General features: G+C 60.4%; 27 protein-coding genes. 9 read left to right on the top strand and 18 right to left on the bottom strand.

The features are described from left to right. Positions 1–29: 29 nt before the first annotated feature. From CYJ10_RS29585 to CYJ10_RS29570, 4 genes are all read right to left on the bottom strand, one after another. Positions 30–914, bottom strand: coding sequence for a BKACE family enzyme (locus tag CYJ10_RS29585; RefSeq protein ID WP_101685052.1), 885 nt, complete (start codon positions 912–914; stop codon positions 30–32). A gap of 34 nt (positions 915–948) precedes the next feature. Then, positions 949–1,698 carry an SDR family NAD(P)-dependent oxidoreductase gene (locus CYJ10_RS29580; RefSeq protein WP_101685005.1) on the bottom strand — a complete coding sequence of 250 codons (750 nt, stop codon included), beginning with the start codon at positions 1,696–1,698 and terminating at the stop codon, positions 949–951. 70 nt (positions 1,699–1,768) lie between these two features. Continuing rightward, the gene (locus tag CYJ10_RS29575; RefSeq protein ID WP_101685004.1) at positions 1,769–2,707 is read right to left on the bottom strand and encodes a dioxygenase family protein; all 939 of its coding nucleotides are present in this window, start codon (positions 2,705–2,707) and stop codon (positions 1,769–1,771) included. 171 nt (positions 2,708–2,878) lie between these two features. Next, a complete protein-coding gene (locus CYJ10_RS29570) occupies positions 2,879–3,250 on the bottom strand; it encodes a VOC family protein (protein ID WP_101685003.1) in 372 nt (123 codons plus the stop codon). Between the two features lie 187 nt (positions 3,251–3,437). Here CYJ10_RS29570 and CYJ10_RS29565 point away from each other — a divergent pair, with 187 nt between their 5' ends. Further along, entirely contained in the window at positions 3,438–4,985 is a 1,548-nt protein-coding gene (locus CYJ10_RS29565; RefSeq protein WP_101685002.1) for a hypothetical protein, read from the top strand. Between the two features lie 71 nt (positions 4,986–5,056). Here the strand turns inward: CYJ10_RS29565 and CYJ10_RS29560 are convergent, their stop codons facing one another. Then, on the bottom strand, positions 5,057–6,190 hold the full coding sequence (locus CYJ10_RS29560; RefSeq protein WP_180863109.1) for an acyltransferase family protein: 1,134 nt from the start codon (positions 6,188–6,190) through the stop codon (positions 5,057–5,059). A 69-nt stretch (positions 6,191–6,259) separates the two neighbouring features. Continuing rightward, positions 6,260–7,786, bottom strand: coding sequence for a glucosyltransferase domain-containing protein (locus CYJ10_RS29555; protein WP_101685000.1), 1,527 nt, complete (start codon positions 7,784–7,786; stop codon positions 6,260–6,262). A gap of 257 nt (positions 7,787–8,043) precedes the next feature. Here CYJ10_RS29555 and CYJ10_RS29550 point away from each other — a divergent pair, with 257 nt between their 5' ends. The 8 genes from CYJ10_RS29550 (at position 8,044) to CYJ10_RS29515 (ending at position 14,271) form a co-directional block, all read left to right on the top strand. Further along, positions 8,044–8,790, top strand: a complete 747-nt coding sequence (locus CYJ10_RS29550; RefSeq protein ID WP_101684999.1) for an energy transducer TonB — start codon at positions 8,044–8,046, stop codon at positions 8,788–8,790. A gap of 695 nt (positions 8,791–9,485) precedes the next feature. Next, positions 9,486–10,148 (top strand): SOS response-associated peptidase, encoded by a 663-nt coding sequence (locus CYJ10_RS29545; RefSeq protein ID WP_101684998.1) that lies wholly within the window; start codon positions 9,486–9,488, stop codon positions 10,146–10,148. Between the two features lie 93 nt (positions 10,149–10,241). Continuing rightward, on the top strand, positions 10,242–10,421 hold the full coding sequence (locus CYJ10_RS29540; RefSeq protein WP_101684997.1) for a hypothetical protein: 180 nt from the start codon (positions 10,242–10,244) through the stop codon (positions 10,419–10,421). Positions 10,422–10,452: 31 nt separating this feature from the next. Further along, a complete protein-coding gene (locus CYJ10_RS29535) occupies positions 10,453–10,722 on the top strand; it encodes a hypothetical protein (RefSeq protein ID WP_101684996.1) in 270 nt (89 codons plus the stop codon). Positions 10,723–11,113: 391 nt separating this feature from the next. Continuing rightward, positions 11,114–11,653 (top strand): hypothetical protein, encoded by a 540-nt coding sequence (locus tag CYJ10_RS29530; protein ID WP_101684995.1) that lies wholly within the window; start codon positions 11,114–11,116, stop codon positions 11,651–11,653. Further along, a complete protein-coding gene (locus tag CYJ10_RS29525) occupies positions 11,643–13,208 on the top strand; it encodes a hypothetical protein (protein WP_101684994.1) in 1,566 nt (521 codons plus the stop codon). The genes CYJ10_RS29530 and CYJ10_RS29525 overlap by 11 nt, the downstream gene beginning before the upstream one ends. A gap of 2 nt (positions 13,209–13,210) precedes the next feature. Next, positions 13,211–13,588, top strand: a complete 378-nt coding sequence (locus tag CYJ10_RS29520; protein WP_101684993.1) for a hypothetical protein — start codon at positions 13,211–13,213, stop codon at positions 13,586–13,588. Positions 13,589–13,656: 68 nt separating this feature from the next. Further along, positions 13,657–14,271 (top strand): class I SAM-dependent methyltransferase, encoded by a 615-nt coding sequence (locus tag CYJ10_RS29515; protein ID WP_101684992.1) that lies wholly within the window; start codon positions 13,657–13,659, stop codon positions 14,269–14,271. Positions 14,272–14,575: 304 nt separating this feature from the next. Here the strand turns inward: CYJ10_RS29515 and CYJ10_RS29510 are convergent, their stop codons facing one another. The 12 genes from CYJ10_RS29510 to CYJ10_RS29460 form a co-directional block, all read right to left on the bottom strand. Then, a complete protein-coding gene (locus tag CYJ10_RS29510; protein ID WP_101684991.1) occupies positions 14,576–14,944 on the bottom strand; it encodes a hypothetical protein in 369 nt (122 codons plus the stop codon). Then, positions 14,941–15,108: a hypothetical protein gene (locus CYJ10_RS34335; protein ID WP_180863108.1), complete on the bottom strand. Its 168-nt coding sequence runs from the start codon at positions 15,106–15,108 to the stop codon at positions 14,941–14,943. Before CYJ10_RS34335 ends, CYJ10_RS29510 begins: the two co-directional genes overlap by 4 nt. Beyond that, entirely contained in the window at positions 15,105–15,419 is a 315-nt protein-coding gene (locus CYJ10_RS34475) for a DUF6527 family protein (RefSeq protein WP_101684990.1), read from the bottom strand. Before CYJ10_RS34475 ends, CYJ10_RS34335 begins: the two co-directional genes overlap by 4 nt. Beyond that, on the bottom strand, positions 15,416–15,934 hold the full coding sequence (locus CYJ10_RS29500; RefSeq protein WP_101684989.1) for a glycoside hydrolase family protein: 519 nt from the start codon (positions 15,932–15,934) through the stop codon (positions 15,416–15,418). Before CYJ10_RS29500 ends, CYJ10_RS34475 begins: the two co-directional genes overlap by 4 nt. Beyond that, entirely contained in the window at positions 15,927–16,148 is a 222-nt protein-coding gene (locus tag CYJ10_RS29495) for an HP1 family phage holin (RefSeq protein WP_101684988.1), read from the bottom strand. Before CYJ10_RS29495 ends, CYJ10_RS29500 begins: the two co-directional genes overlap by 8 nt. 290 nt (positions 16,149–16,438) lie before the next feature. Further along, positions 16,439–17,770, bottom strand: a complete 1,332-nt coding sequence (locus CYJ10_RS35005; protein WP_257993594.1) for a hypothetical protein — start codon at positions 17,768–17,770, stop codon at positions 16,439–16,441. 6 nt (positions 17,771–17,776) lie between these two features. After that, positions 17,777–18,373: a YmfQ family protein gene (locus CYJ10_RS29485; RefSeq protein ID WP_101684987.1), complete on the bottom strand. Its 597-nt coding sequence runs from the start codon at positions 18,371–18,373 to the stop codon at positions 17,777–17,779. A 14-nt stretch (positions 18,374–18,387) separates the two neighbouring features. Further along, positions 18,388–19,491, bottom strand: coding sequence for a baseplate J/gp47 family protein (locus CYJ10_RS29480; protein WP_101684986.1), 1,104 nt, complete (start codon positions 19,489–19,491; stop codon positions 18,388–18,390). 1 nt (position 19,492) lies between these two features. After that, complete coding sequence (locus CYJ10_RS29475) at positions 19,493–19,939, bottom strand: phage GP46 family protein (RefSeq protein WP_101684985.1); 447 nt, start codon at positions 19,937–19,939, stop codon at positions 19,493–19,495. Then, the gene (locus tag CYJ10_RS29470; RefSeq protein WP_101684984.1) at positions 19,936–20,526 is read right to left on the bottom strand and encodes a phage baseplate assembly protein V; all 591 of its coding nucleotides are present in this window, start codon (positions 20,524–20,526) and stop codon (positions 19,936–19,938) included. Before CYJ10_RS29470 ends, CYJ10_RS29475 begins: the two co-directional genes overlap by 4 nt. Further along, entirely contained in the window at positions 20,523–21,623 is a 1,101-nt protein-coding gene (locus CYJ10_RS29465; protein ID WP_101684983.1) for a phage baseplate assembly protein, read from the bottom strand. The genes CYJ10_RS29470 and CYJ10_RS29465 overlap by 4 nt, the downstream gene beginning before the upstream one ends. A 3-nt stretch (positions 21,624–21,626) precedes the next feature. After that, positions 21,627–23,060, bottom strand: a complete 1,434-nt coding sequence (locus CYJ10_RS29460) for a DNA circularization protein (RefSeq protein ID WP_101684982.1) — start codon at positions 23,058–23,060, stop codon at positions 21,627–21,629.

Genomic DNA, 23,060 nt, shown 5'->3' with positions numbered 1-23,060 from the left:
GAAACGTGGGTGTCGGAGAAGGTCAGGCCTCAGGCTTCACGCAGGCCAAGCTGCGCGCGGGCATCGGACGCGGACGCGATCTCCCCGCCCAGCGACTTGACGATGTCGCGCGCCTTGGCCACCAGCGCGGCGTTGCTCGGTGCCAGCACGCCCTTTTCCAGATAGATGTTGTCTTCCAGGCCAACGCGCACGTGGCCGCCCGCCAGCCAGGCCTGGGCGACGATCGGGAACTCGGCGCGACCGATGCCGAACGCGGACCATTGCGCGCCAGCCGGCAGCATGTTGCGGGCGTAGAAGATCGTCTCCGGGGTGGCGGCAAAGCCGTACTTCACGCCCAGCACGAAGGTCCAGAGGCCGGGGCCGTCCAGCACGCCGTCGCGCATGAAGTCGAGCGCCATGTTCAGGTCGCCGGAGTCGAAGATCTCCAGTTCGGGCATGACGCCCGCGCTGCGGATCACCTCGGCCATCTTGCGCACGTTCGTGGGGGTGTTGATCACCACGTCGGCGCCGGAATTCATCGTGTTGAGGTCCAGCGAGCAGACGTCGGGCCGCAAGGCGGCGACGTGCGCCACGCGCTTGAGCGGATGCAGCAGCGTCGTGCCCGGCGCGGCCACGCGCGGCTCGTTCTCGTCGGGCACGAAACGTCCGCCCGGCCCCGTCGTGAGGTTGATGATCAGGCGGCGATTGCGCGCGCGGATGCGGTCGATGACGTCGGCGTAGTAGTCGAGTTCCATCGACGGCCGGCCCGTGTGCGGGTCGCGGACGTGGATGTGCGCGGCTGCGGCGCCGGCTTCGGCCGCTTCGAGTGCGGATTCGGCAATTTGCGCCGGTGTCACCGGCAACCCGGGATGCTGTTCGGGCGTCACGATGTTGCCGGTCACCGCGCAGGTGATGATGGTCTTTCTGGCGTGCATGGAGAATGAAAAAAGAAAGCGCGTGAGGAAAAGATCAGCCCAGCTGGCGTCCGCCATCGACCACGATGGTGGTGCCCGTGGCGAACCGCAGCGACGTGGCGCAGGCGACGATGGCGTCCGCCACGTCTTCGGCATGCCCGATGCGGCGCAGCGGTGTGGTCTTGGCGGCCCGTTCGTTGAACGTGCTGTCGCGCCCCGGTACGAAGCCCGTGTCGACCACGCCAGGCGACACATTGAGAACGCGGATCTCGGGGGCCAGCGCCCGACCCAGCGACATCGCCATCACGTCGAGTCCGGCCTTGACGGCGCAGTAGGCAACGTTGCTGCCCTGCCCCGTACGCCCCGCAATCGAGCCAACGTTGACGACCAGCCCTTCGCCGCCGGCCCGCAATGCCGGTGCAAAGGCCCGTATTGCCGCGAACTGGCCGCGCCAATTGACGGCGAACAGTTCGTCGATCAGGGCGTCGTCCAGCGCATCGAGATCGGCGTGGGGAATGGCGCGCGTGAAGCCCGACGTATTGACGAGGATGTCCACGCGGCCATAGTGGTGCAGCACATCGGCAGCCAGCGCCTGCAGCGAGGCGCTATCGGCCACCTCGGCACGCGCGGCCATATGGTTGCCGGCGGGCAGGTCTTCGACCGTTTTCGCCGTGCGGTCGGCATCGCGCCCGGTCAGCACGACGCTGGCGCCCACGTTGGCCAGCGCGCGGCCGGCTGCAAAGCCGATGCCGCCGGTTCCGCCGATGATGACGGCAACCTTGCCGGAAAGACTGGTAATGGTCATGGTGTGGCGCAAAGAAGAGAAAGAAAAGAAAGAAACGAAAGAAGCGGCCAGGAAGAAGGCCAGGAAGACATCAGTCGATCGGAGGCGTTGGAAACGTCTGCTCGCCCGGTTCCAGCGTGAAGTCGAACTGCAGCGTGTAGAACGGCGCCGGCAGTTCTCCCCACGGGCTCCAGCCCGTTTCCACCAACTGGAAGGCGCCCACGAGTTGGCGATGCACGCCAAACGTGACATCGGTTTCCAGGATGTCGGAGTCGTCGGCAAAGACCTGCGTCACCAGCGTGCGATGCCCCGGCGCGGCCACGATGAAGTGGATGTGCGCGGGCCGATACGGGTGCCGTTGCTGCGCGGCCAGCAGCGCGCCGACCGGACCATCGGTCGGAACCGGATAACCGGCAGGCCGCACCGTGCGGAAGTGATAGTGACCGTCGGCGTCGGTATGGAACATGCCACGCAGGTTGTGATCGGGCTGGCGCGGGTCCTGGTTGTCGTACAGGCCCACCGGCGATGCCTGCCAGACTTCCACCATGGCGCCCGGCAGCACCGAACCGTCCGTGGCCCGCACCGTGCCGCTGACGAACAGCGGCACGCCGGGCGGGTCGTCCTGCACCACGCAGTCGCCGCACTGGTATCGCGGCGCATTGGCACGATAGAACGGCCCCAGCAACGCTCCAGGCGTGCGACCGCCCTTTGTGCTGTTGTTGATCGTCGTCACCAGCGTCGACAGCCCCAGGACATCGGCGGCCAGCACCACCTCGTTGTTGGTGGCGTGCGTCGCGTGCCCCAGCCCGGCGATGAACGCCAGCGCCCGCTCGAACTCCTCGTCGGAGGGCCGGACCTCGCGCAGGAACGCATGCAGATGCGATACCAGTGCCGCCATCACGGTGCGCAGGCGGGGGTCTTCCGTCTTTGCCATGGCCTGCAGGACAACCCCGGTCACCGACGCTTCATCTTCGATCAGGGCCAGCGTACTGACCGGCTTGGCCGCCGGCTGGACACGTTGCGTCTCCATGTTCACTCCTTGTTTTGCAAACGTTTGCATTATGGTCGGTTCGACGCGAATGGCAAGCATGGAACCGCGGACAAAAAGTGGTGATATATCGACTTGCGCGCGAAAACCGTCACGAAATCAAGGTGCGGACAGCGGGATCGGGTCAAACCCTAGCCGCGTCCGATACAGGCGTCAGGCTGCTGCCTGGCAAACCGCCTCGATGTTGTGCCCGTCCGGGCCGATCACGAAAGCGGCGTAGTAATTTGCATGATATAGCGGCCGCAGGCCGGGCGCACCGTTATCCCGGGCGCCGGCGTCCAGCGCCGCGCGGTAGAACGCATCAACCTGCTGGCGAGTCTGCGCCGCGAACGCCAGATGCAGATGCGCAGGTGTCTCGTCGGTCTGGAACAGACACAACGACACCGGGCCGCCAGCGGCCAGTTCAACGCCATACGACGGCGGGCCTTCGGAAATCGCCGTGACGCCAAGCGGCGCCAGCGCCTTCAGGTAGAACGCCTTGCTGGCCGCGTAATCGCTAACGCCGAATTTGACATGGTCAAACATCGCGCCTCCCGGGGCTGGATTTTCATTTGGACCTGGATCCGAACAAGCAGAACAAGCAGAACAAGCAGAACAAGCAGAACAAGGCGAACCGAGCATCGCACCGACCGCGCCCTCCACGCAAATCGGCCTCAAGCCCACGCTTAATATGTCGTTAATACTCCACATCGCGTAAAGCTTCGTGGATCATATGGTCGCCATCTCTTCCGTAGGCTCGCAAGGTCTTGTCGGCACCGCCGGTGCCAATTCCGCGCCGGCAGCCACTGCCGCGCCGTCGCAGGCCCAGGCAACATCCGCAACGACCGTCACGCTGGGCCGAGCCGCGCCCGCGCCGGCCAACTGGCCCACCTACTCCGCCAAGAGCATGGGCCCGACCCCGGTCTGGGAGCATGCAATCGGTGACCCGATCTCGATGCGCATGGCGGGCAACGTGTCTGCGTCCAAGCTATCCGCGCGTTTCAGCGGCCTCGGCGAGGCGTTGATGAACCAGGTCGCCGGCGGCGGCGCCAGCTTCTCGCAGTCGGTCATCCAGTTGTCGGCCGACGAGCCGATCGATGCCGTGTCATCGTCGAGCTTTCAAGCCCATTCGAGCAACGAGATCCAGCTGACCATCACCACGCGCGGCGGCGCCACGGTGGGCTTCACGCTGGGTAGCGACGGCGACCGGCTGCGTGTCCAGGCATCGGTCACCGACGGCCAGCTCTCCGACAGCGAGCGCGAGGCCCTGGGAAAACTCTCAGCTTCGTTCCAGAAATCGATCGACGCCCTGAACGAGGTGCCTCCGCGCCTCGACCTGGCCGGCCTGATGCAGTACGACGCCACCCAGCTTGCGTCCGTGCATCTGCAGGCAAACCTTGCGCTGGGCAACAATGAGACTCAGACCCTTGATTTCCAGGCCGATGACAAGGTGCGCTCGGTAACATCGACCGGCCCGACCGGCACGGTAAAGCTCAGCGTCGACACCACCGGCCCGACGATTTTCGGCACGCCGGCGCAACAGGCCAAGGCCGTCGGCCAGTACCTGAAGCAGTTCGACGACGCCAAGGTACGCGGCCAGGGCGACACCGCGCTGATCGCCATGTTCAAGGACGCGTTCAGCGCCCTGCACAGTCACTACAACACCGCCAGCACCCAGCAGTCGCGCTTCACCTTCAGCGCCGGCGACCACGGCATGCTGACCGGGCTTGCCGACTTCTCGGCCTCGATCTCGCAAGCGCCCGTGTCCATCAATCCCCTGCGCTCGAACGAGACGGACACCTTCGACTATCAGGTCTCGCAGACCACGCAGTTGCTGGGCCGCGGCCAGGCAGACCGCGGCGCGAGGCAGCAACAGCAGTCGAGCCTGGATGCCAGCTACCACAGCGCCCTGTCCGCTGACACGCCGCTATCCCTCAACGAAAGCCCGTATTCGCAAAACTACTACTACGAGCAGATCCACGACAAGGCCAGCAGCGAATCAGAATTCGCCTATCGCAAGGGCGACCTGATGAAGGCCACGATCACGCAATCGGTCGACCAGTCGCGCCATACGCAGAAATACGTCATGGGTCATCTCGAGGAAGATTCGACCACACCGACATCCAAATCCCGGACGATCGACGTCCTGGCCCTGGTCAAGGCCGCCCAGAATCAATCCGGCACCGGCCTGCGCCGCAACGACGAGGCACGCGAGCGCGTGCTGTCGAGCATGCATGACAAGGTCTTGCTGGTGGGGAATGCAGCGGGGCTGGCAGGCTAGGCAGGCATCGCGCTCGCGATGCCTGTCCGCTTCGTGGGCTGTTTTATCGGGCCACTCGCAGGCCCGCTACCTTAGAGGTTGACCTGTGGTCCGGCGCGACCATCCCGCAGCGCGGCGATGGCGTTGGACCGAGCAACTCCACGCTTTCTAAAAGGCAGCTCTATCAGGCGATAGCTGAGTTCCGACAGCACCAGGACAATCACTGCCGCGACCATTGCGAACCGGACAGTAAAGGTGCCATTGAACTCCACACCCGGATAGACGGCGCGCATGACTTGCCATGTGATCCAGAATGCAAAGGGATGGATCAGGTAAATGGCAAAGGAGCGCTCCCCAATCCAGGCCAAGCCACGGCGAATGGGGCCGTCAGCAATGAAATAACCTTTGTCGTACGAGCAAAGCCAGATAATCAGACCTGATACCAGGGCCACCATCCCCAGGAAAAACGGCACCGGCTCATAACGGGCAAAGCCGACCAGGCCGGCGACAAGCAGCGGAGGCAGAACAAGCTTCAGGCGGGACGACGCAAGATGCGGATCGAAGATGCGGTAGGTGGAATGCTCTGACCAAAGCGCCAGCAATACACCCAACATCAGCGCATCCGTTTTGATGGGACCGAAGACGCTACCCAAGGGCCGCGGAAGAAAGACCTGCGCCAGGACGATCGCGAGCAGCACAAGATGGATCCGCCTGCGGAACAGCAGGAACAAGAATGGCAGGACGAGGTAGAACTGCTCCTCGAGCGACAGGCTCCAGTAGTGTCCAAAATCGCCACATCCACTCCGGACAATCCACTGGCATTGCCAGCTACGAATGTTGGCTACATGAAATACGGCCGACAGGACATCCGAAATATTTGCGCTTTCCACTCGCCCACTGGCCAACGAATAAGCGAGTAGTGGAATGGCCAACCACACGCAGGCCGAGGGGGTGATGCGATACAACCGGCGCACCCAGAACGCCGCAACCTCCCGCCAGAAGTCGTTTCCCGATGCGACGAGCAAGCGTCCGCAAAGGCTCTTGGTGATGACGTACCCCGAGAGGCAGAGAAACAGGTCAACACCGACATAAAACCCCTTGCCGATTGCGGACCACTGCCCTCCCCAGCGAAACAAGACTGGAGAGTGCGCCACGATGACAATCAATATTGCAATGGCGCGGACTGCCTGGATTTCGTCGTTGCGCTTGGGCGCGGCGTGTTTCACGTCTGCTATCTCGGGAAATATTCTGGGCGATTGTATGAGGCGGTGCACCTCGTTCTGTCCGAAGCGCGATTATCTCTCCAGTCGGCCGGGCGCGGGTTTTTGATATGGGCCAACGCAAACGATTGCCCAATCCCCCATCGACTTCACTGCCTCACGAGCGGGCCAACTCGGCTTCCCCTTGCAGTAATCGCGCGCCTGCAACATCACAGGGCCTTCATCGGCCCATGCCATGGTCGCACCATTGACTTCGTTGTATAGCGCAACGAGATATCCAGGCCACCAGACCGAGAATACGGACAGGGTTGTGCCGTAGTTATACCAACCGATAGAAAAATCCGAGGCGGTTCTAAGCTTCCTCAACGGCGCGGTAGTCGTTCCCACAAAAGCAAGCAGCTTTATCCGATTGAAGTCTGGAAGCTTCTCTATGTCCGCACTGATTCGATTCATCAGCAAAACATCTCGACTATTTGCTCGCTGTTGATCGCTGAGAATCTCGCCACTCACCCCCATGAAGCCCAGCAATATGAGAATCGTGACGCCCGCGACCGCGCCTCTTCCGCGCCAGTGCACGACAAGGTAGGCAACGAGAATGATGGCAGCCCACACCAGATTGATGGCCATCAGGTTCCGAAACGCTGGCATCCATGCCACCGGGACAACGGTCAGCGCGACCGAACATACAAAAGCGATAGCAATGCCCGCCATCAGGAGCGCAAGGATAGCCGCTCTTTTGCCAATCGAGACGCCACCCTGCAGCAAAATCCCCACCGAACCGACCAACAGCAGGCACGCGAGCAACAGCCGAGACAACCACCCAGTCAGAGGATCGCTCATTGTGAATACACCGGCCAGCTCGCAAATCCTCTCCACGACCAACTGCGGATCCGAGAATATGATGAGCTTGTCTCGCCCCACACTTTCAAAGTGAGGCACGTAGTGAATGGCAAGCTTTGCGACGACGACATACAAAATCGTCCCGACAAGCAATGCCGCCACCATTAGCAGCCACTCACGAAGCACAAAGTTTCGCTGAAGAAGTCGGATTGGAACGGCAAGCACCAAAGTTGCGGCAGCCAACTGTAGCGGGATTTGATGAATACCAAATGCCAATACTATTATAAAAACCGCAATGAGGAACCTCCGCACACTGCCAGCCGCGATCAATAAAGCCGACATCGTCATGACGAATGGAAAACCGCCAGTAAGCATGGCCATTTTCCAAGTGTAAAGATCGGTCTGATATGGATGCTGACTGAGGACAGCTACCACCAAGCCCGACGCAATCAGATTCCCGTCGATTTTCCAGATACGACATACGAGAATCGAGCTGACCGCAAGGCTCATCGCCATTAGCGTCGCCGACAGCGCGAACGCCCGGGGGCCGTTGATGCCGAGGGCAAACTGGAAGGCGTATAAAAATGGACCTGTGAATCGCCCTTCCCGAAAAGCCGTTTGGGAGGTGACGAAATCAAAGTTGGCAGCCCAGAACCAAAGGTCATCGACGTTGAAGGTTGGACTGACAAACGCAGAAGCCCTTGACATGAGCGTCAAAAGAACCGCAAAACCAAATAACTTCCACTCTTGCTTGGAGAACATTGATCAACGTATCAAAGCTGCAAATATGGCGCGAATTCTACCAGCGCACCCGCGCGCACTCAGGGCAACATAAAAAGGGGTTTACCCTTGCGTCCGCAAATCTCAATGCCCTTCGACACTATCCGCCCGGACCAGACTCCCCCAGAGAGCGACATCCTGCTTCACATGGCGCGAGATGCAAAATCAGGGGCGGCCTGAGCAAAGTCATCCGTCTGCATAACGCCTATCTTGAAAGGTGAGTTTGCTGGAGCAAGGAAATGAAGCTCGCCACCAAGATTTTCGCCGCGCTAAGTATCGGCGCGGCTTCTGCTTCCGTTGCGCATGCCGGCTGGGAAGCCATTGATGAGACCCGCTCCTGGAACACCGAGCGAGTGCAAGCGCTGGGGACCAGCCGCACCGTTTTCGTACGGGAGACAAAGTTCGGGAAATCGCCAAAGGGCAAGCGCTACGCATGGATCGTCACCGCTCATACGATAAGTTGCACGTCATTTTCGATACGCCTGAAGTCAATCGCATATTTCGACAACAAGGGAACGTGGGTCGATGGCGCGGAGATCCCGGGGTATGTTCAAAACGAAGCGACCATATATCCCGATACCGTCGGCGACCAGATTGCGCAAGCGGTTTGCCCACGGCCTGATGGCAACTCGACCGCCGATGCGCAACGTCGCTCCGAAATTGCCCGCCTCCAGGCACTTGCTGTTCGCGGTGCGCCGAATCGGACTGCTGGCACGGACTCGTTGGGATACTCGGATCGCGTGCGTCGCAAGGTTGCAGCCAACCTCATGCTTGACACCGCTATCGAAGGCAGTCCGTCCGCAGAGGTGACGATGCTGTTGGCACAGGATGGCAAGCTGCTGTTGCTGCGACTAACGAAGTCAAGTGGAGATGCGGCCTGGGATAGCGCCGTGATGCGTGCAATCGAGCGATCTGATCCGCTGCCGCGTGGCGAAAATGGCAAGGCGCCGGAAAAACTCACGATGACATTCAGCCCCAAGGACTGAACCTCAATCTTCCGACTTCACCATGGTCCGGTGTCGCGCGTGCCCTTGGCTGAGATCTATCGCTCGCCAACCCTTCCTTGGTCACCTTGGATGGAGCCGTAGCCGATTCCGCGGGAAATCCGTAGGAAAAATGGGGAGCGGTGATTTTATAGTGCCGAGGAGGGGCACACTTCGCCCGGCGTCAAACGGACGAATTACCCGTCAGCCCTTGCTGGGCTTGGCTTCGCGGCATCTAGTGCCACCGACTGGCTTGGAGTGTATAAGTTGCGATTACGCAACTTATAGGTAGGTTGGTGCGAGGGAGGGGACTCGAACCCCAGCAATCTGGCTCAACCACGCGGCTTTCTGGCAAATGCTGGCAAAAAGCTGGCAAATCGATGTCAGTCCACCCCCATCTCCCGCATGAAATGATCGCAGGAGTTCGCCCAGACCATTGGCGCGTATGGCACCGCGTGCACGCACTCCGCCCACATGCGCGGATGGGGGTACTCATAACGCACCCCAAAGCGTAGCCGCGCGCAGTAACGACAGATCGACTCCCCGATCTCGTATGGCGGCACTGGAAGCGGTGGCGGCTCGAATCCGGTTGACATAGCAATACTGTATATTCATACAGTATCACAGACAAGCCAGGACCCAGCCATGTCATCAAACCCGTGGACTACTATGGAGCACATTGCAGAGGAGACATCCCAATGTGCGTAAATTACGCCCCCGTCCAGCGCCAGGTCCTGCGAGACATTTTCGGAGTCGAGCCACCTCCAGGTGAGTGGAAGGCTGAAGCGTGGCCGGACTATGCAGCCCCTATCATCCGCGCGAACGCCGACGGTGACCGCGAGGCCGTACTAGGCACGTTCAGCATGGTCCCCAAAGGGAAGATCGCGCCAGGCGTCCGGTACTACCCCACCGCCAATGCGCGGATGGAGACCATCGGGAAGCTCAGCTCGTTCGCCAAGCACTGGAAGGCCGGCCAACTCTGCCTGATCCCAGCCACGGGCTTCTATGAGCCGAACTGGGAGGCGGGCAAAGCTGTACGGTGGAAGATCGGACTACCCGGCGGCGAGCCGTTTGCAATTGCCGGCCTGTGGCGCAACTGGCCGGACGGTGCCGTCTCGTTCACTATGCCAACCCTCAATGCCGATGGGCATCCGCTGATGCGACGCTTCCACAAGCCTGGGGACGAGAAGCGCGGCGTGGTGATATTGCCGCGCAAAGTATGGGACGACTGGCTGGCCTGCCGCGATCCGGAGGTAGCCCGCAGCTTTCTCAGGCTTTTCCCGGCCGAAGCCATGGTTGCAGAGCCGGCGCCAGTGCCTCCGCGTGTCAAGACTTCGGCCGCCACTGGCGACTTAGCGTAGTCGTCGAAAGCCCTTGCAATTAGCCCCATTGGTGCTAATATACGTCTCAGAGGTAGCGCGCCGCGCCGCCCGACATCCCGAAAGGACGATCGAATGGAAAAGACCTTGGACATCCTCAAGACCGAAGCCGAAATCGGCAAGCTGATGGCTGAGACTGTGAAGCTCAACGCGGAAGCCGCCAAAATGACCCGCGAGCGGTTCTGGCTTCCGGTGGTGTACGCCTCCGGATTGATCGCTGCGACGGTCACTCTCACCAAGCTGTTCCTGAACTGATCCAAGGCCCGCCGGAAGGCGGGTTTTTCATATGCTCTATTCCCCTCCCTCGACAGATGATCTGCAGCGGCTGAAAGCCGAACTGGAACGCACCGGTGAAGAAATGGCCGAACTCTTCGGCGTGGCCGGAGGCCAGCAGTGGCGCAAGTACACTGGGGGCGCCCAGCCGCGCGAGATGGCCCCGCAGATGCTGTTCTTCGGCGCGGCGCGCCTAGCGCTCTCAGATGAGGAACTGAAGCGCGTGCTGGACCGCATGCGCGAGATCGGCGCCGAAATCGACCTCACGCCTGAGGGCGAATGATGGACGAACGGGCTTCGTATGCAATCAAAGCGCTGACTTGACAGATAGAGTTGTGCCCCGTTCGGGCGATGCGCGGCGGGCAGCCCTGAGGCATTCTCCGCCATGCCGGGAAACCGGCGATTACTTCCTAATTCCTTCTGCCACGGTCATAGCGGTTCGTGGCATTTTTTTGAGCGGCAGCCCCCCCCCGCAGGGGCGTTCGGCGCTCGCTTAACTCGACCACGCACGCCACAAATCTGCGTAGTGCTTGCGATGCGGCGCGGCTTAGCGGCCAAGATTTGGCTCTGTTTCAGGGGTAAATGCTCTTGAGATGTATCTACTTTGATATAAGATCGTCGTTTTTGCGGAACGCGAGACAGACGTGATCAGTTGGCGAAGCACAGCGGTTTGCATGCTGGCGGTTGTGGGCATTGCGTTGGCCGGGACAAACGTTATTTCCTACCATCAAAAGTTTGCGGACAAGATGGCGGAAGCAAAGAGCGCTGTCACTGCGGTCCGATCGCACCAGACGATTGATGACTCAACAAACATCGCGGAGCGGTCGCGACTTTACGAACTGCTCACCAATTTAGGACGCGACAAGGAACTGCACGGCAGAACGCCTTACGGCGTCGTCATCCTTGACCCGGATTTCTATCGCGGTGCTTATGTCGATAAGCCGTATGACACATTGCTAGATGCATGTGCCATTCAACCCTTCGTTGTGCCCGCTATCACTGGCATGCCGCTTCTAAGTCCGTTCGCTCCAGAACAGGATAAATGCCGCTTTGAATCGTACGGCTATCAGTACTTGGCACCGCGGCACCCCATGACTGAAGACGAAGCCGAGTTTCCCTGCAAGCTCGCCTCCGCGCGGGGGTTCACGCATATTGTCGTGATCAGAAAGGAGAACCACCAGTTCACGTCGGAGAGGATGTCTTGTGCTGCGTAGCATTTTGAAGTGGCTGAAGCCTAGCGCCAACTCATTTGCGGAAAGCGGTTACATCGGATGTGTGGCCGCTACGCTCAGCTTTGGGATCGCCGTGTACTTTTCGCTACGCGCGCCAGGCCTGATCACTGACCAGAACTCCGAAGTTATCGACGCTGCGTTGGCCGCGGCCGCGGCGAGTCTCTGCGCCATTGCACTAGCATTCGAGTCCAACGAATGGATTCCAGGGCAGAAATCTGAATGGCTTACTTTGCTGGTGGGTATTTGCGGACTTCCCGTTTTCGTATGGATCTTCGCCGGCCATAACGAACTCGCTTGGGCTGCTATCGTTGCGGTGGTCGCTCGAAACGCGGTCGTGATATGGAGAACCCGCAGCTTCAGCGCCGTCATCGCAGTGGGCGCGAGCGCCTTGGTTGGCTACTGGGCATTCCTTCTGACTTACGTCGACGGGTATAAGACTCCGTGGGTGGATGATGCCGTGCTGTCGGGTACCGCGCATGTGGACATGATGTTCCATGCCGCAATCGTCAACATGCTGCAAGGCTTCAATGCCGGCTCACTGGGGGTCGACGGCATCACCCCGTTCCCATACCACTTTGCAAGCCACCACTTGGCAGGGCTGTTGTCCCACATAATGGGTATCAGTGCATTGGAGTTCTACGCCGTCGTTTTCCCATTGCTGTTTGCGCCGCTGTTCCTCCTAGCGATGTTTGTTTTTGCAATGGCATTCCGAGGCTACCTCGGCCGAATCGGACTCGCGACTTCCCGCGACGGCTCCGAACAGGAGGTCTTCGGCCCATTCTGGGTGGCTCTATTTACCGTGTTCGTCGGCTTGATTTCTGCTTCATACCGGCGCGATCTCGGCGTTTGGGATAACGTGTTCCACAGCGAGTCTTTCGGCGTGGCTGTGCTAGTCGCCTATCTGCCGGGAATTTGGTTGCTTGATCAGCTTGGCCGATCTGGGCCGGTTCGACTTCGCTGGTACGCATTCCCACTGATCGCTCTCTACCTGATAGTGCTTTGCTCACTTAAAATCAGCGTCGGGGCGGTCATTGGCGGCCTTCTCGCCTATGCCGTGCTCAGGTTACCGATGGCTTGGCCCCAGCGCCTGTTGTCATGGTTGGCGATGTCTTGCGCAGTGGTCTACGGGTATGTTGTCACTCAAGTCGTCACGCGGGATGGAAACGCCGGCCCTGGTTTCATGGATATGATTAAGCCTTTCGCTTTCATCCGAGATATTTTGCCACCGGACCGCTGGCCCCCCTCATTTTTAGCTTTTTTTGGACCGACGATCTTGTTCGTCGCAGCCAGGCTGTATCTTTCGCGAAGCGTAGAGAATCGGCTCAGGCTACGCGATGCGCTAAGGGAGATGAGTGATCTCGAAATGATCCTAGTCCTATTGGCCATATCGATCACACCTGGGCTAATCCTTTCGATACCGCAAGGGGCAACAAACTTCTTTGCAGAAGTTTCCTATTGGTGGGTTCAGCCAATGTTAGCTGTTGTGCTTTCATCGATCGTTTTTGCGGCCATGCGGCCGCTCAGATTTAGGAAATAAGCATGTCGCGACTTCCCGGCCACATTTATCTGTTCTTAATGCTGGCGCTAACGATATACAGTCAACTGCTGATGCGATGGCAGGTCGGACAGGCTGGCCCCTTGCCAGGACCCGTTTCGGCGAAAGTTCTGTATGTGGTTCACTTGCTATTGACCCCTTGGGTTCTCTCCTCAGTTCTGGCCACCTTCCTAGCGGGCGTGTGCTGGATGTTGACGCTTACGCAACTTGAGATAAGTTATGCGTATCCGTTTGTTAGCCTTGTTTATATTTTCGTCATGCTCGGCGGAGTTTTTATCTTCGGAGACATGATGAATATTTATCGAGTCGGTGGAACCGCAATTGTTTTGTTCGGTATATTTGTAATTGCCAAAGGTGGATAAACCGGAGCGGCAGTTACCGGAAATCCAATTGAACGAGATATAGTCACCTATTTATCTATCAATTAAAAATGGCACAAATAACAACAGGGATTCGTCGGGTTCTTTCGCACCCAGCGGTGTACGATGCGTTTCAACTTTTTACTGGTAGCAAATGGGGGCGCGCTCGTTTTGCACGACAAGTGGCCGCCCGTCCTGGCGATCGAGTGCTAGACATCGGCTGTGGCACTGCAGAACTGCTCGACTACCTTCCAGAAGTCGAATATTGGGGATTCGATGTTAGCGAAAGCTACATCGCAGCAGCTAGCAAACGCTACGGACCAAGAGGCAATTTTGTATGCAAGCTCCTCGACTCGAAGGACTTGGAGAGCCTGCCAAAATTCGACGTAGTCATCGCCTCTGGCGTGCTACACCATCTTGATACGGATACCGCTCACGAGCTGTTTCGACTTGCTAGGTCGGCACTTCGCCCCGGCGGAAGGTTCGTATCCATCGACTGCTGCTATGACAACCACCAGAACACGGTTTCGCGGTTGATCGTGAGCTTGGACAGAGGCCAGAACATACTGGATGGTGATGGGTACAAGAAGCTTGCTTCAACGGCGTTCGATGATGTTGTCGGCCGGGTGTACCACCAGGTATGGATTCCTTATACGCACTGGATCATGGAGTGCCGGGCCCCTTGATTGCAGCACCCCTTCCCGGGGGATCACATGGGGATGGTTTTCTTCTATCATGTACCTGCCCTTCGGTACTTCCCGCAAGTTGTCAGTAGGGGCAGCGGCCACTTCGGTGGCCGTTTTTACGTCCACACATGACTCAGATTTCCGAGCAGGGCATCATCATCTCGGCCACGCCTCGACAGTCTTCCGGTGCCGCGCCGCACATTCGCCAAGCGCGCCCAGCAAGTCCTTAATCACCCATTCCTGCCATGCGTCATAGTCCGCGATGGCCGGCGCATCGGGAACTGTGCACGGCGCGGCCAGCGCGCTATCTAGCGGCGGCGGCTTGCTTGGCTGCTTCGACGGCGTCGGACAGCTTGCGCACCCGGAAATCATCAGGGCGGCAATCAGCAGGCAAAGGCTTCGCATTCTTCATGTCCTTCTGGATGGCGTCGAGCTTCGCGCCCAACTTCGTCTGCGCAACGCTGAACTCGTCGGCTTTGGTGCGGATCGTCTCGCCGGCAAGGCGCAGGTCTCCCAACGCGGCGTTGGCGCTGGCCAGGTCCGCCTGGGCGCTGGCAGCCTTAATCCGATCGATCTCGGCATCCTTGCGCCAGCCATTGGTCACCCAACCGGCGGCGAATATGGCTACGGCGAAAAGAACGACGCCGACCACGCGCGAAATGGCGCCGCTCATTTCTCCACCGCCTTCTGTGTGACGTTGCCAGCGATGTACGCGGCGACCACAGTGGCGACAGTGGCACCCCACACATTGGCGTCGATCGTCCCGACCAGCAGCATGGCGTCGGCAGACGCGATGACCATCAAGGCGGTCAGGAACTTCCGGCTTCCGTATTTCATTGCGTATTCCACTCAGGAATGGCGACCGTCTGCCCGGCAAGGGAGTGGGTGCAGTCATTCAGAAACTGGATCTGGCCATCCGTCACGAACGAATGACACACGCGCTCCACCTGTGGATTCCCCCACGGATACCGGGCCAGAACGGACGGCGTGAATGTCGGCCGTTCCACATCACCATTCCAACCCCAGCGCGGGCCTTCACCTGCCCCATGCATAATCCGGTGTGCCATTCCGCAGCCGGGGCACTCAAACCATAGGCTCCCAGGCTCAGCAGTAGCCAGCACCTTCGATAGTTGTGCGAACGCAGTCATTGGGCCTCCAAGCATTTGCGGTTGCGCTCTTGCTGGCGAGTCCAGACGCCGTAGCAGCGCTTGTTCGGCTCACCATTGATCTTGGTGCTGCAGTCGTACTTGGCCGAGAACTTGTAGAGCAGCAGCGCATTGCATGCCCCTACGTAGTCGCCGGCTATCAGATCTCGACGCATACTGGACGCGCGCCAGTTGGTGATTCCGAACTGCCCTGTGAAATTCATGTAGATGTCGAACTCTTCCGGATACAGCTTCACGCCCGGCAGGCTGGCGGCGAACCGCCTCTCGTCCGCCGTCATCAGGTTGCGAGCCAATACTGCGGCTCGTTCGCGCGTGATCGTGTCACCCATTCGCACCGGGCGGCCATCTTCGTACCTTGTCGAGCCGTGGCCGATCGTGGGAACGTCGCCCTTCGTCGGGATGACGGCATGGTCGGTGAAGCCCTCGGAGGCCTGCCAGGTCAGAAGCCCTGCGGTCGAAAGCGTCAGGAGCGGAACTGCGATGCGTTGCCTATCCATGTTCCGCCTCCGCCTGGAGATTCCGCATGCGAGCCTCGTGCTCCTCCGCTTCGCGCCGGTCCTTACGGCGCAGGAAGTAGGCGTTAAGGCCAAAGGTGAGCAAGGCGGTCACGATGCCGAAGATGATGCCGATGTCCGTCAACGTGAGTGACGAAGCAATCGAGATACCGCTACCCGCATAGCTAGCGCCTTCCGCTGGCGTGATTTGTCGCATTGATTCCCCGGAGATAGAAAAATCCCGCAACGGCGGGCTTGAGCATGAAGCGATCGATCGACTATTTTGTCGGTCGACGGTACTGGCGGTCCGTCAGACTAGTCCACCGTTGGAGCCGGCACGGAGCCCTGCGCACTCGTCGGCAATGCGGTGTAGAACGTCTGCCAGCGCGGATCCGAGGTCATAACGGTCCCTTGATTTACGTACAAAGATGGGTCTTGTGGCGATCCGAAAACGGAGATAATTTTTGTCTCCGTTGAATCCGTAAATTCGACATTAATCATGTTGCCTCAAATTTCGTAGGAACTGATGACGATGATAAAGGTCGGGGATCCAGAGTTGTTTGCGGATGACCACCGGATGGTCTGCGGCGTATTGATCGCGACCCGAGAGAACGGAACGCGCAGACCCACTGCAGCGCCCACGATCGACTGCCCCCCGGTATTTGCATCGGAATCGTAAACGGATAGTGACATCGTTCCAGACAGCGACGGCACCGTGTTGTTGCACACCAAGGTACCGGAGCAGAACTTGGCGTTCGGCGGCACCGCACTAGCAATACTCAGTGCTTGAGGCGTAGCGACTGTGCTGCTCGTGGTAAGGACAGAATTGTCTGCTACGCCGATCCTCCGATCGATCTGCAGGCCAGCCACAAACTGCCCACTCCCGTTCGTCTGCCACGCACTAACGAGCGCCGATGCGGTATAGCCGACAGGCATGTTTGCACCGGCGTAGATGTTCGGCGCGACCGCGCCTGTCGCGTTCACCGCTAGCAAGCCCATCGCGCCATTCGACGGGTTGTAGATCGCGTATAGCGCGACGTAACCGCTAACCGGCGCCGATCCGACGTCCATCCCGCCGACCCCCGTGGTAGCGAGGTTGATCGTCCTGCTGAAATTTGAAAGGCAGTAACGCAGACCGCCGAGCGATGTCTCAACAACAATCTCATCGGCCGCCAGAGTCGCAGTGGGCGATGCAGCCGTCACACTCATCTTCAGGTTGCGGGCCGTGCCGACTACTCCTGAGACTTGGCCAAGCTGGACCGCGTGATTGCTCGCCGTGGCAGCGCCTACCTGTTGGGCTCCGCCGAAACAATCGAGCAACACACAAATTGGGTTACCGCTATTCACACCCGCAATCGTGAAGCGGACCATGGTGGCAACACCACCAGCACGTAACTCCCCGCCTTGAAGGGGTTGGAGGCCCAATCCATAGATCGGAATTGCCGTGAGCCCATCGGGAGAATAGGTCGAGGGACCTGTATTGGCATTCGTAATCTTCACGGACTGCGCAATGCCATCCAACCACGTCCCGACCAGCAACGCAGGCGAGTTCGTTGCGGCGTAAGCGTTCACCGCGCCGGTATCGTTCAGGATGACGCGCTGCTTCCCGATGGCCTTGATGGCCTTCGCCACTTGGTCGAAGGTGTTCTTCGTCGGCGTAAGTCCACCGGCTGTGACGACGTTCACCAACTCCATCATCACAGCATTCAGCCACTCGGCAGGGACGATCGTCGCCGCGGTGCCACCGGCAGGGTTCCCATCCGTGAAAAAGCCGGCCGAGCCAGCGGGGGTCGAAGCCGGCTGAGTTACCGCGGCGGTCGAGTTGTCAATCTGGTACATGGAATCTCACTGGTAGTGAAACTGCAGAATGGTGTGCGCCGGCGCCATGGCCGAGATCTCGCACTCGAGCACTTGATTGCCCCAGCTCGCCAGGGGATCTCCGGCAGCGGATTTCCCCGCCGCGAAGCGCACTACGGTGTTCTGTGGGGCATTGACGGACCAAGTGAAGAACCAGTCTTGATTGCCCAAGGCCTGACCACACGTGCTTTGCCCACAGCGAAACGGTGCATAGTTGGTGATAGTGATGCCGTAACCGAGCTTCTGGGCCAGGCCAATGAAATAGGCGGCCGATTGGCCGCCGGTGTTCGTGAGACGCGCAATAACCTGGTTGCGGCGAACTTGTGTCGACGGCGCCGGCCCCGCGCAGGGATCTGGTAACCCTAGCGTCGCTTCCCACTCGGGGAGAAGTTCATACGTGGTAGCTGGAAAGGCATCAATCAGCAGGTTGTTGCACCGCTGAGTCAGCCGTGTATAGGACTTGGTCAGGCCCGCCACGACCTTGGTCTGCGTAGAATCCGAATCGCGATTCCACACGCGACCGCGCGGGAGCAACGCCTGAAACGCCCGCAAGAAGTCGGCGTCCGTCAGGTTTGGCGCTGGCATTCCTCTCCTCAGATTTACGTGACTGTGCCGAGCACGGGAAGATGACCAGTCGCACTCGTAATGTTCCCCGTGGGCAACGTGATGACAAACCCGGCCGTTCCAGGAACAGCCCAAATGGCCGATTCGATGTCAGAGAGATTGACCGTCCCTCCGGGCGCGCCATTCCTGAAGAAGACGTCCGAGATAGCGTCCGAGATGGATTTCTTTGTCGCCGCACTGGCACCGGAATAGCCAGTAATCGTGAAGTTGATGTTGTCCCGGATCGGCGCCACGGCATACATCAAAGCCGTCACGGGCTGAAGGCTATACAGCGCATTGGCGACTCGCAGTTGATCACCAGTCGCCTTCACGGCGCTTCGCGTTTCGGCCGTGGCCACACCGTCGGTGCCAATCGGGAACCCTCCAGATTCGGCATTTGCGAGATCCAGCATGACGTACACGACGACAGTGCCGGCGCCAAACCCGTTTCGCGCAACCCACGCCCTGGTGACGCCCGCCACGCCCTTGGCCCAGCGAATGTAGTCGGCCTCGTTGCCGCCGGCTGGCGACTCTTGGTAGGCCTCCAGCACACGTGCGCGGTATGCATCGTTTTCCTCGACGTCCGCCCCGCCGGTAAATGGAGAAGAGGCGCTGCCGTTGCTCTGGATTCCCGGGATGGGGGATGCCAGCGAAAATTGCGTGCCGAGGGCACAGTTTGCTGCGGCGCCTGTGTCGTTCGCCATGGCCTCGACCTGAACACTCCCGCCGCCCCCGATCGACGCCGAAGCGGATACCGTGTATTTCACGCCATCGCTGCGCACCAATCCCCACCCGGCCGGAATTTCGCCGGCGGTACCGCCGAAGGTTGCAAAGCCATCCGCTGACGTGGCGTCCTTGCGATAGACACCCTTCAGTGCCCCCCAGGCTTCCAGGTACTCATCCTCCGCGGTGTACGGAACCGATTGACGGGCAATCCAGTCCAGGTAGCCATACTGCAGGTGCGTAAGCCCCGCCTGTCCGACGCCGAGAATACGCAGATTCGCGAAGCGCAGGAGCGGATCGGATCCCTCTAGCTCGCTCGCCTGGTCGGCGGCGACATTGGCCCGCAGCTCACTCAGTGTTGGTCTTGCGTATGGCATATCAAGAAATTCCGTTCCAAGCCCATGAGAAGGCCACCGACTCGGTTGTGCCGTCCGTCCGCCGGACGATGATGTTCGCGCCCAGCATGCTCGTGCGAGTCCACTCAACCAGCACATCCACCCGAGCTGCTACGCCATCGTCGATAAGCCATTGCAGACATTCGGTCAGGTAGTCGTGCGCTCGCGTCAGCGTGTCGTCGTTCTGCTTTGCGCGGTCGAGCAGCCACAGACGCGACCCGATCGGGACCGTCTCACCCTGATCGCCCCACCACCCGCGCGGGTCGCCGGTGCCATCAGGAATCGCGTCATCGGGATTCGCCGTGCGGTCGGTAAAGGCGGACAGCAGCACGGCTGTCGAAAGGTCGTTCCCGGACAAGAGATCGGGCCCAGAGAGCTGCCAATCCCCCTGGGAGCGCTCGACCGTCCAAAGTGTGGTGATGTCACTCATTCGGTCTGATTCGGATGGTCAGTGGTTACCGTGCTGCCGCCTGGCTGGACGTTTCTCACCGCATGGTCGTGGGAGTTGTAGACGTCCCGCATTTCCTTCATGGTCCGACTGTTCGTTTCGCAGTTGTCCTGAATGTCACCCGTGCACTGGAGCAGCGGGGTATCCGCCACGATCTTGGTCGTCGCCTCGATCGTGGCAACAGATGCGTTCTGGACTGTCACGGACTGCCCCTTGGCGTCCACAACAATCCCCGCGTCGCTGAAATACACGCTCTTCCCGTCTTGGCTGTAGACGATGGTCTCGCCAGGCTTAAGCCCGCGCGGCCGTGACGCCTGGTGGTTCGTGGCCACCACTACGCCGGCGGAGCGGTCCCCCGTCAGGAAAACCACCACGGCATCCGTGTCGGCCGGAGGCATCGAAGAAAAGCCAAACTCGGCCATGCGCGGCCGGTTGTCTCCGGTCTCCACGCTGGCGAGCTGGACCTGCAGCATCTGCACGCCAGCCCCATCGCTGCCTGTGCGCACCCTGCCCCGGCCGATCATCATCCGAACCCGCTGGGCCAGCGCCTCCAGAACACCTGCAGTCATTGAATTCCCCGCACGTCAGTCCCCACCACATCGGCAAACTGCGGCTGCAGCAAGAATGGCTGCGGCGCGAAGGCGTCCGGCGGCATGAGCAGCATATCGGCGTGCTCTCCCTCGTCGTCAAGGCGATAGGTCACTTCACCGACCAACAGCTTCTCGCGCCAAACCTTGAGCGTTGGGAGATGAACGGGGACCAGGGTATTGGGCTCCCATAGCTTCCCCGCCGCGTCCCGCCAGCTATCGGTGGTGACCCGCACTGCCGCGCCACGCGCGATTCGGCGGTTCATTTCCCAGACGGCGCGCTGCTCAGTAATGGCCAGCCCGCTCGCGCTCAGGTTCTCGGCGATGATGACGCGCTGTCGGCGCCGCGCGACACCGCCGTCCGTCACCTTCGTGATCACGTTCAGACTGCCACCGGACAGATCCGACAGCATGTCCAGCGCCTGCTGGACCGCCATGTATTCAGAAAATCGGTCGAGCATCGAGAACACCGTCCCGGCCGACTCGACATTGACGCCTTCCTCGAACCCACCCGCCGCTTCTACCGTTCCCACGCGCGCAAGGACCAAATCCCCCGCCGCGTTGTCATAGGCCAGCGCCGCGCTGTACCGCGCAACCCTTTCGATAATCGACCAGGGTGTTTCGCCGAGCAGGATGTTGAGCTGCTGCACCTTAGGCAGGTCTGTGAGGTCACACTGGACCCCAAGCCCCTTGTACGGAACCACAAGTTGCGTTGCGATTTGCGCCAGGTCGCTGTTCACGATCTGCATGCCGGGCCACTCGGCGGCGCAGTCCACCAGATCCGAGCACTTGCTGCGCCCCGCTGCGGCCACCGTATGAGACTGCGCGTCGAATCCGTCGGAGAGCGTGTCGAGATAGCCAGTCATGACCACGTCGGTGCCCAGGAAGAGCTGGAACGGGTCTCCGGCGTTGACCACGACATCTGCCACACCCGGGTACTTCTCCGTCAGAGTGAGACTGAAGTCGGACGGCAGGCGCTCAATGCCACGCGTAATGCGAACGTTGTTCCAGCCCGAGATCTCCCGCTGCTGGTCGCCAATGACCAGCAGCACCTCATTTACCGAATTCTCATCAGCCATGCGTCAGGAGGCCAAGGCCTTGAACTTTGTCGGCATAAACGCTGGGTGTACGGCATCCGCCTGCACAATCAGGTCATCGCTTCGGGACGGATCCCGATACATGCGCTGCGCCAGCATCAACGCCGGCAGGTTGTCGGAAAAACCGAAGTCCGCCACAGCCGCCAGGTTGCCGCCCCGCGCCTTGAGATCCGCGACAACAGCCTTGTTCGCAGCCATGAGCTGCAGATAAACATCGTCCTCGCCCTGGTCGCCCGCGCGCAGCGCTTCGGCGGCCAGCACGTCAGACACCATGGCTGCCATGCCCGACGCCTCATCCGCCGATCGGGGCTGAAACGCCCCCACGGCGAGGATCAGTTGACTCACCGCGCATCGGCGGAACAGATCAGCGCAGGCACTCTGCATCGTCGCCATAGCAACGCCGATCGCCGACGACGTGTTTGCGCTGTCCGGCTGATACGACCCGAGGCTGAGCAGCAGCCGGATACGGTCATCCGGATCCACGGCAGACGCGGCAAGCGCAGCGGCAAGTCCCTGAGCCTTAGCCCCGAACGTCGCTGTGTCGCTGACGTGGCCGGCGGCGGCCACCAGAGCAACGCCGGCCTGAGTGACAGCCGTCCGCGCGGCGGCATCGTTCCGAATCAGGTCGCCGACCGTCGTCGACTGTTTCACTTTCTTGGCGGCGGCTGAGTAGCCGGAGTTGCCGCCCCCAAAGAGGCGGCCGAAGTTGCCGGCAAGTGTCGACACGGCGCCGAAGAATCGCTTTACGTCATGGACAAGCCCCACCGCCGCGACATACCACCCCAGTGCTGTAGACACGGCCTGCTGGACGACTGCGGCACCGAGCTTCACGGCGCTCAGGATCTGCTTTGCGAAGGACAGCACGGACGCGGCGTTCAGCGAGTCAGCCACGGCGGATAGTGCGTCTCCCGTCGACGTTCCGTTCGTCGGGAATCGCCGCTCCCCCGCTTCGATGAAAACTAGCGTGAGCTCGAAATAGCGCCCCGTATCCCAGCGCTCCAGGGAATGCCCCTCAAGCGCAGAGACTTTCACTCGGCCCAAGGTTGGGTGCACGAGTTCGCCGTCGCCGGCCGTCTCAAACGCCCGGATCAGCCGATCGCGCTGACCGACCACCCCGCCCCCGCCATAGACGGCGCTGTTCTCGACCAGGAAGGCGGTCAGGTGGTAGAGCCGGGCCTCACGGCCCATGTCCTCTACCCATACCCCGTCCCGCTTCGGGTACCGGTGCACAGCATTCTTGCGGCCAAACGTCACCTCGCCGGCCAGGACGCCGAATGGCACGCCGCGGTACGACGCCTGTCGCAGAGACGACTGCCAATCGCCCGGAAGGTCGCCACCCAGTGCACCAGCAAGAGCGGACGCGGCAGAAGCAACGCCCCCGATGCTCCCGACCGCATTCAGAATCTTTGCCTGCCCCAT

Source organism: Cupriavidus pauculus (genome assembly GCF_002858765.1).
Taxonomy (GTDB): domain Bacteria; phylum Pseudomonadota; class Gammaproteobacteria; order Burkholderiales; family Burkholderiaceae; genus Cupriavidus; species Cupriavidus pauculus_B.
This window is presented reverse-complemented; position numbering and strand designations above follow the sequence as displayed.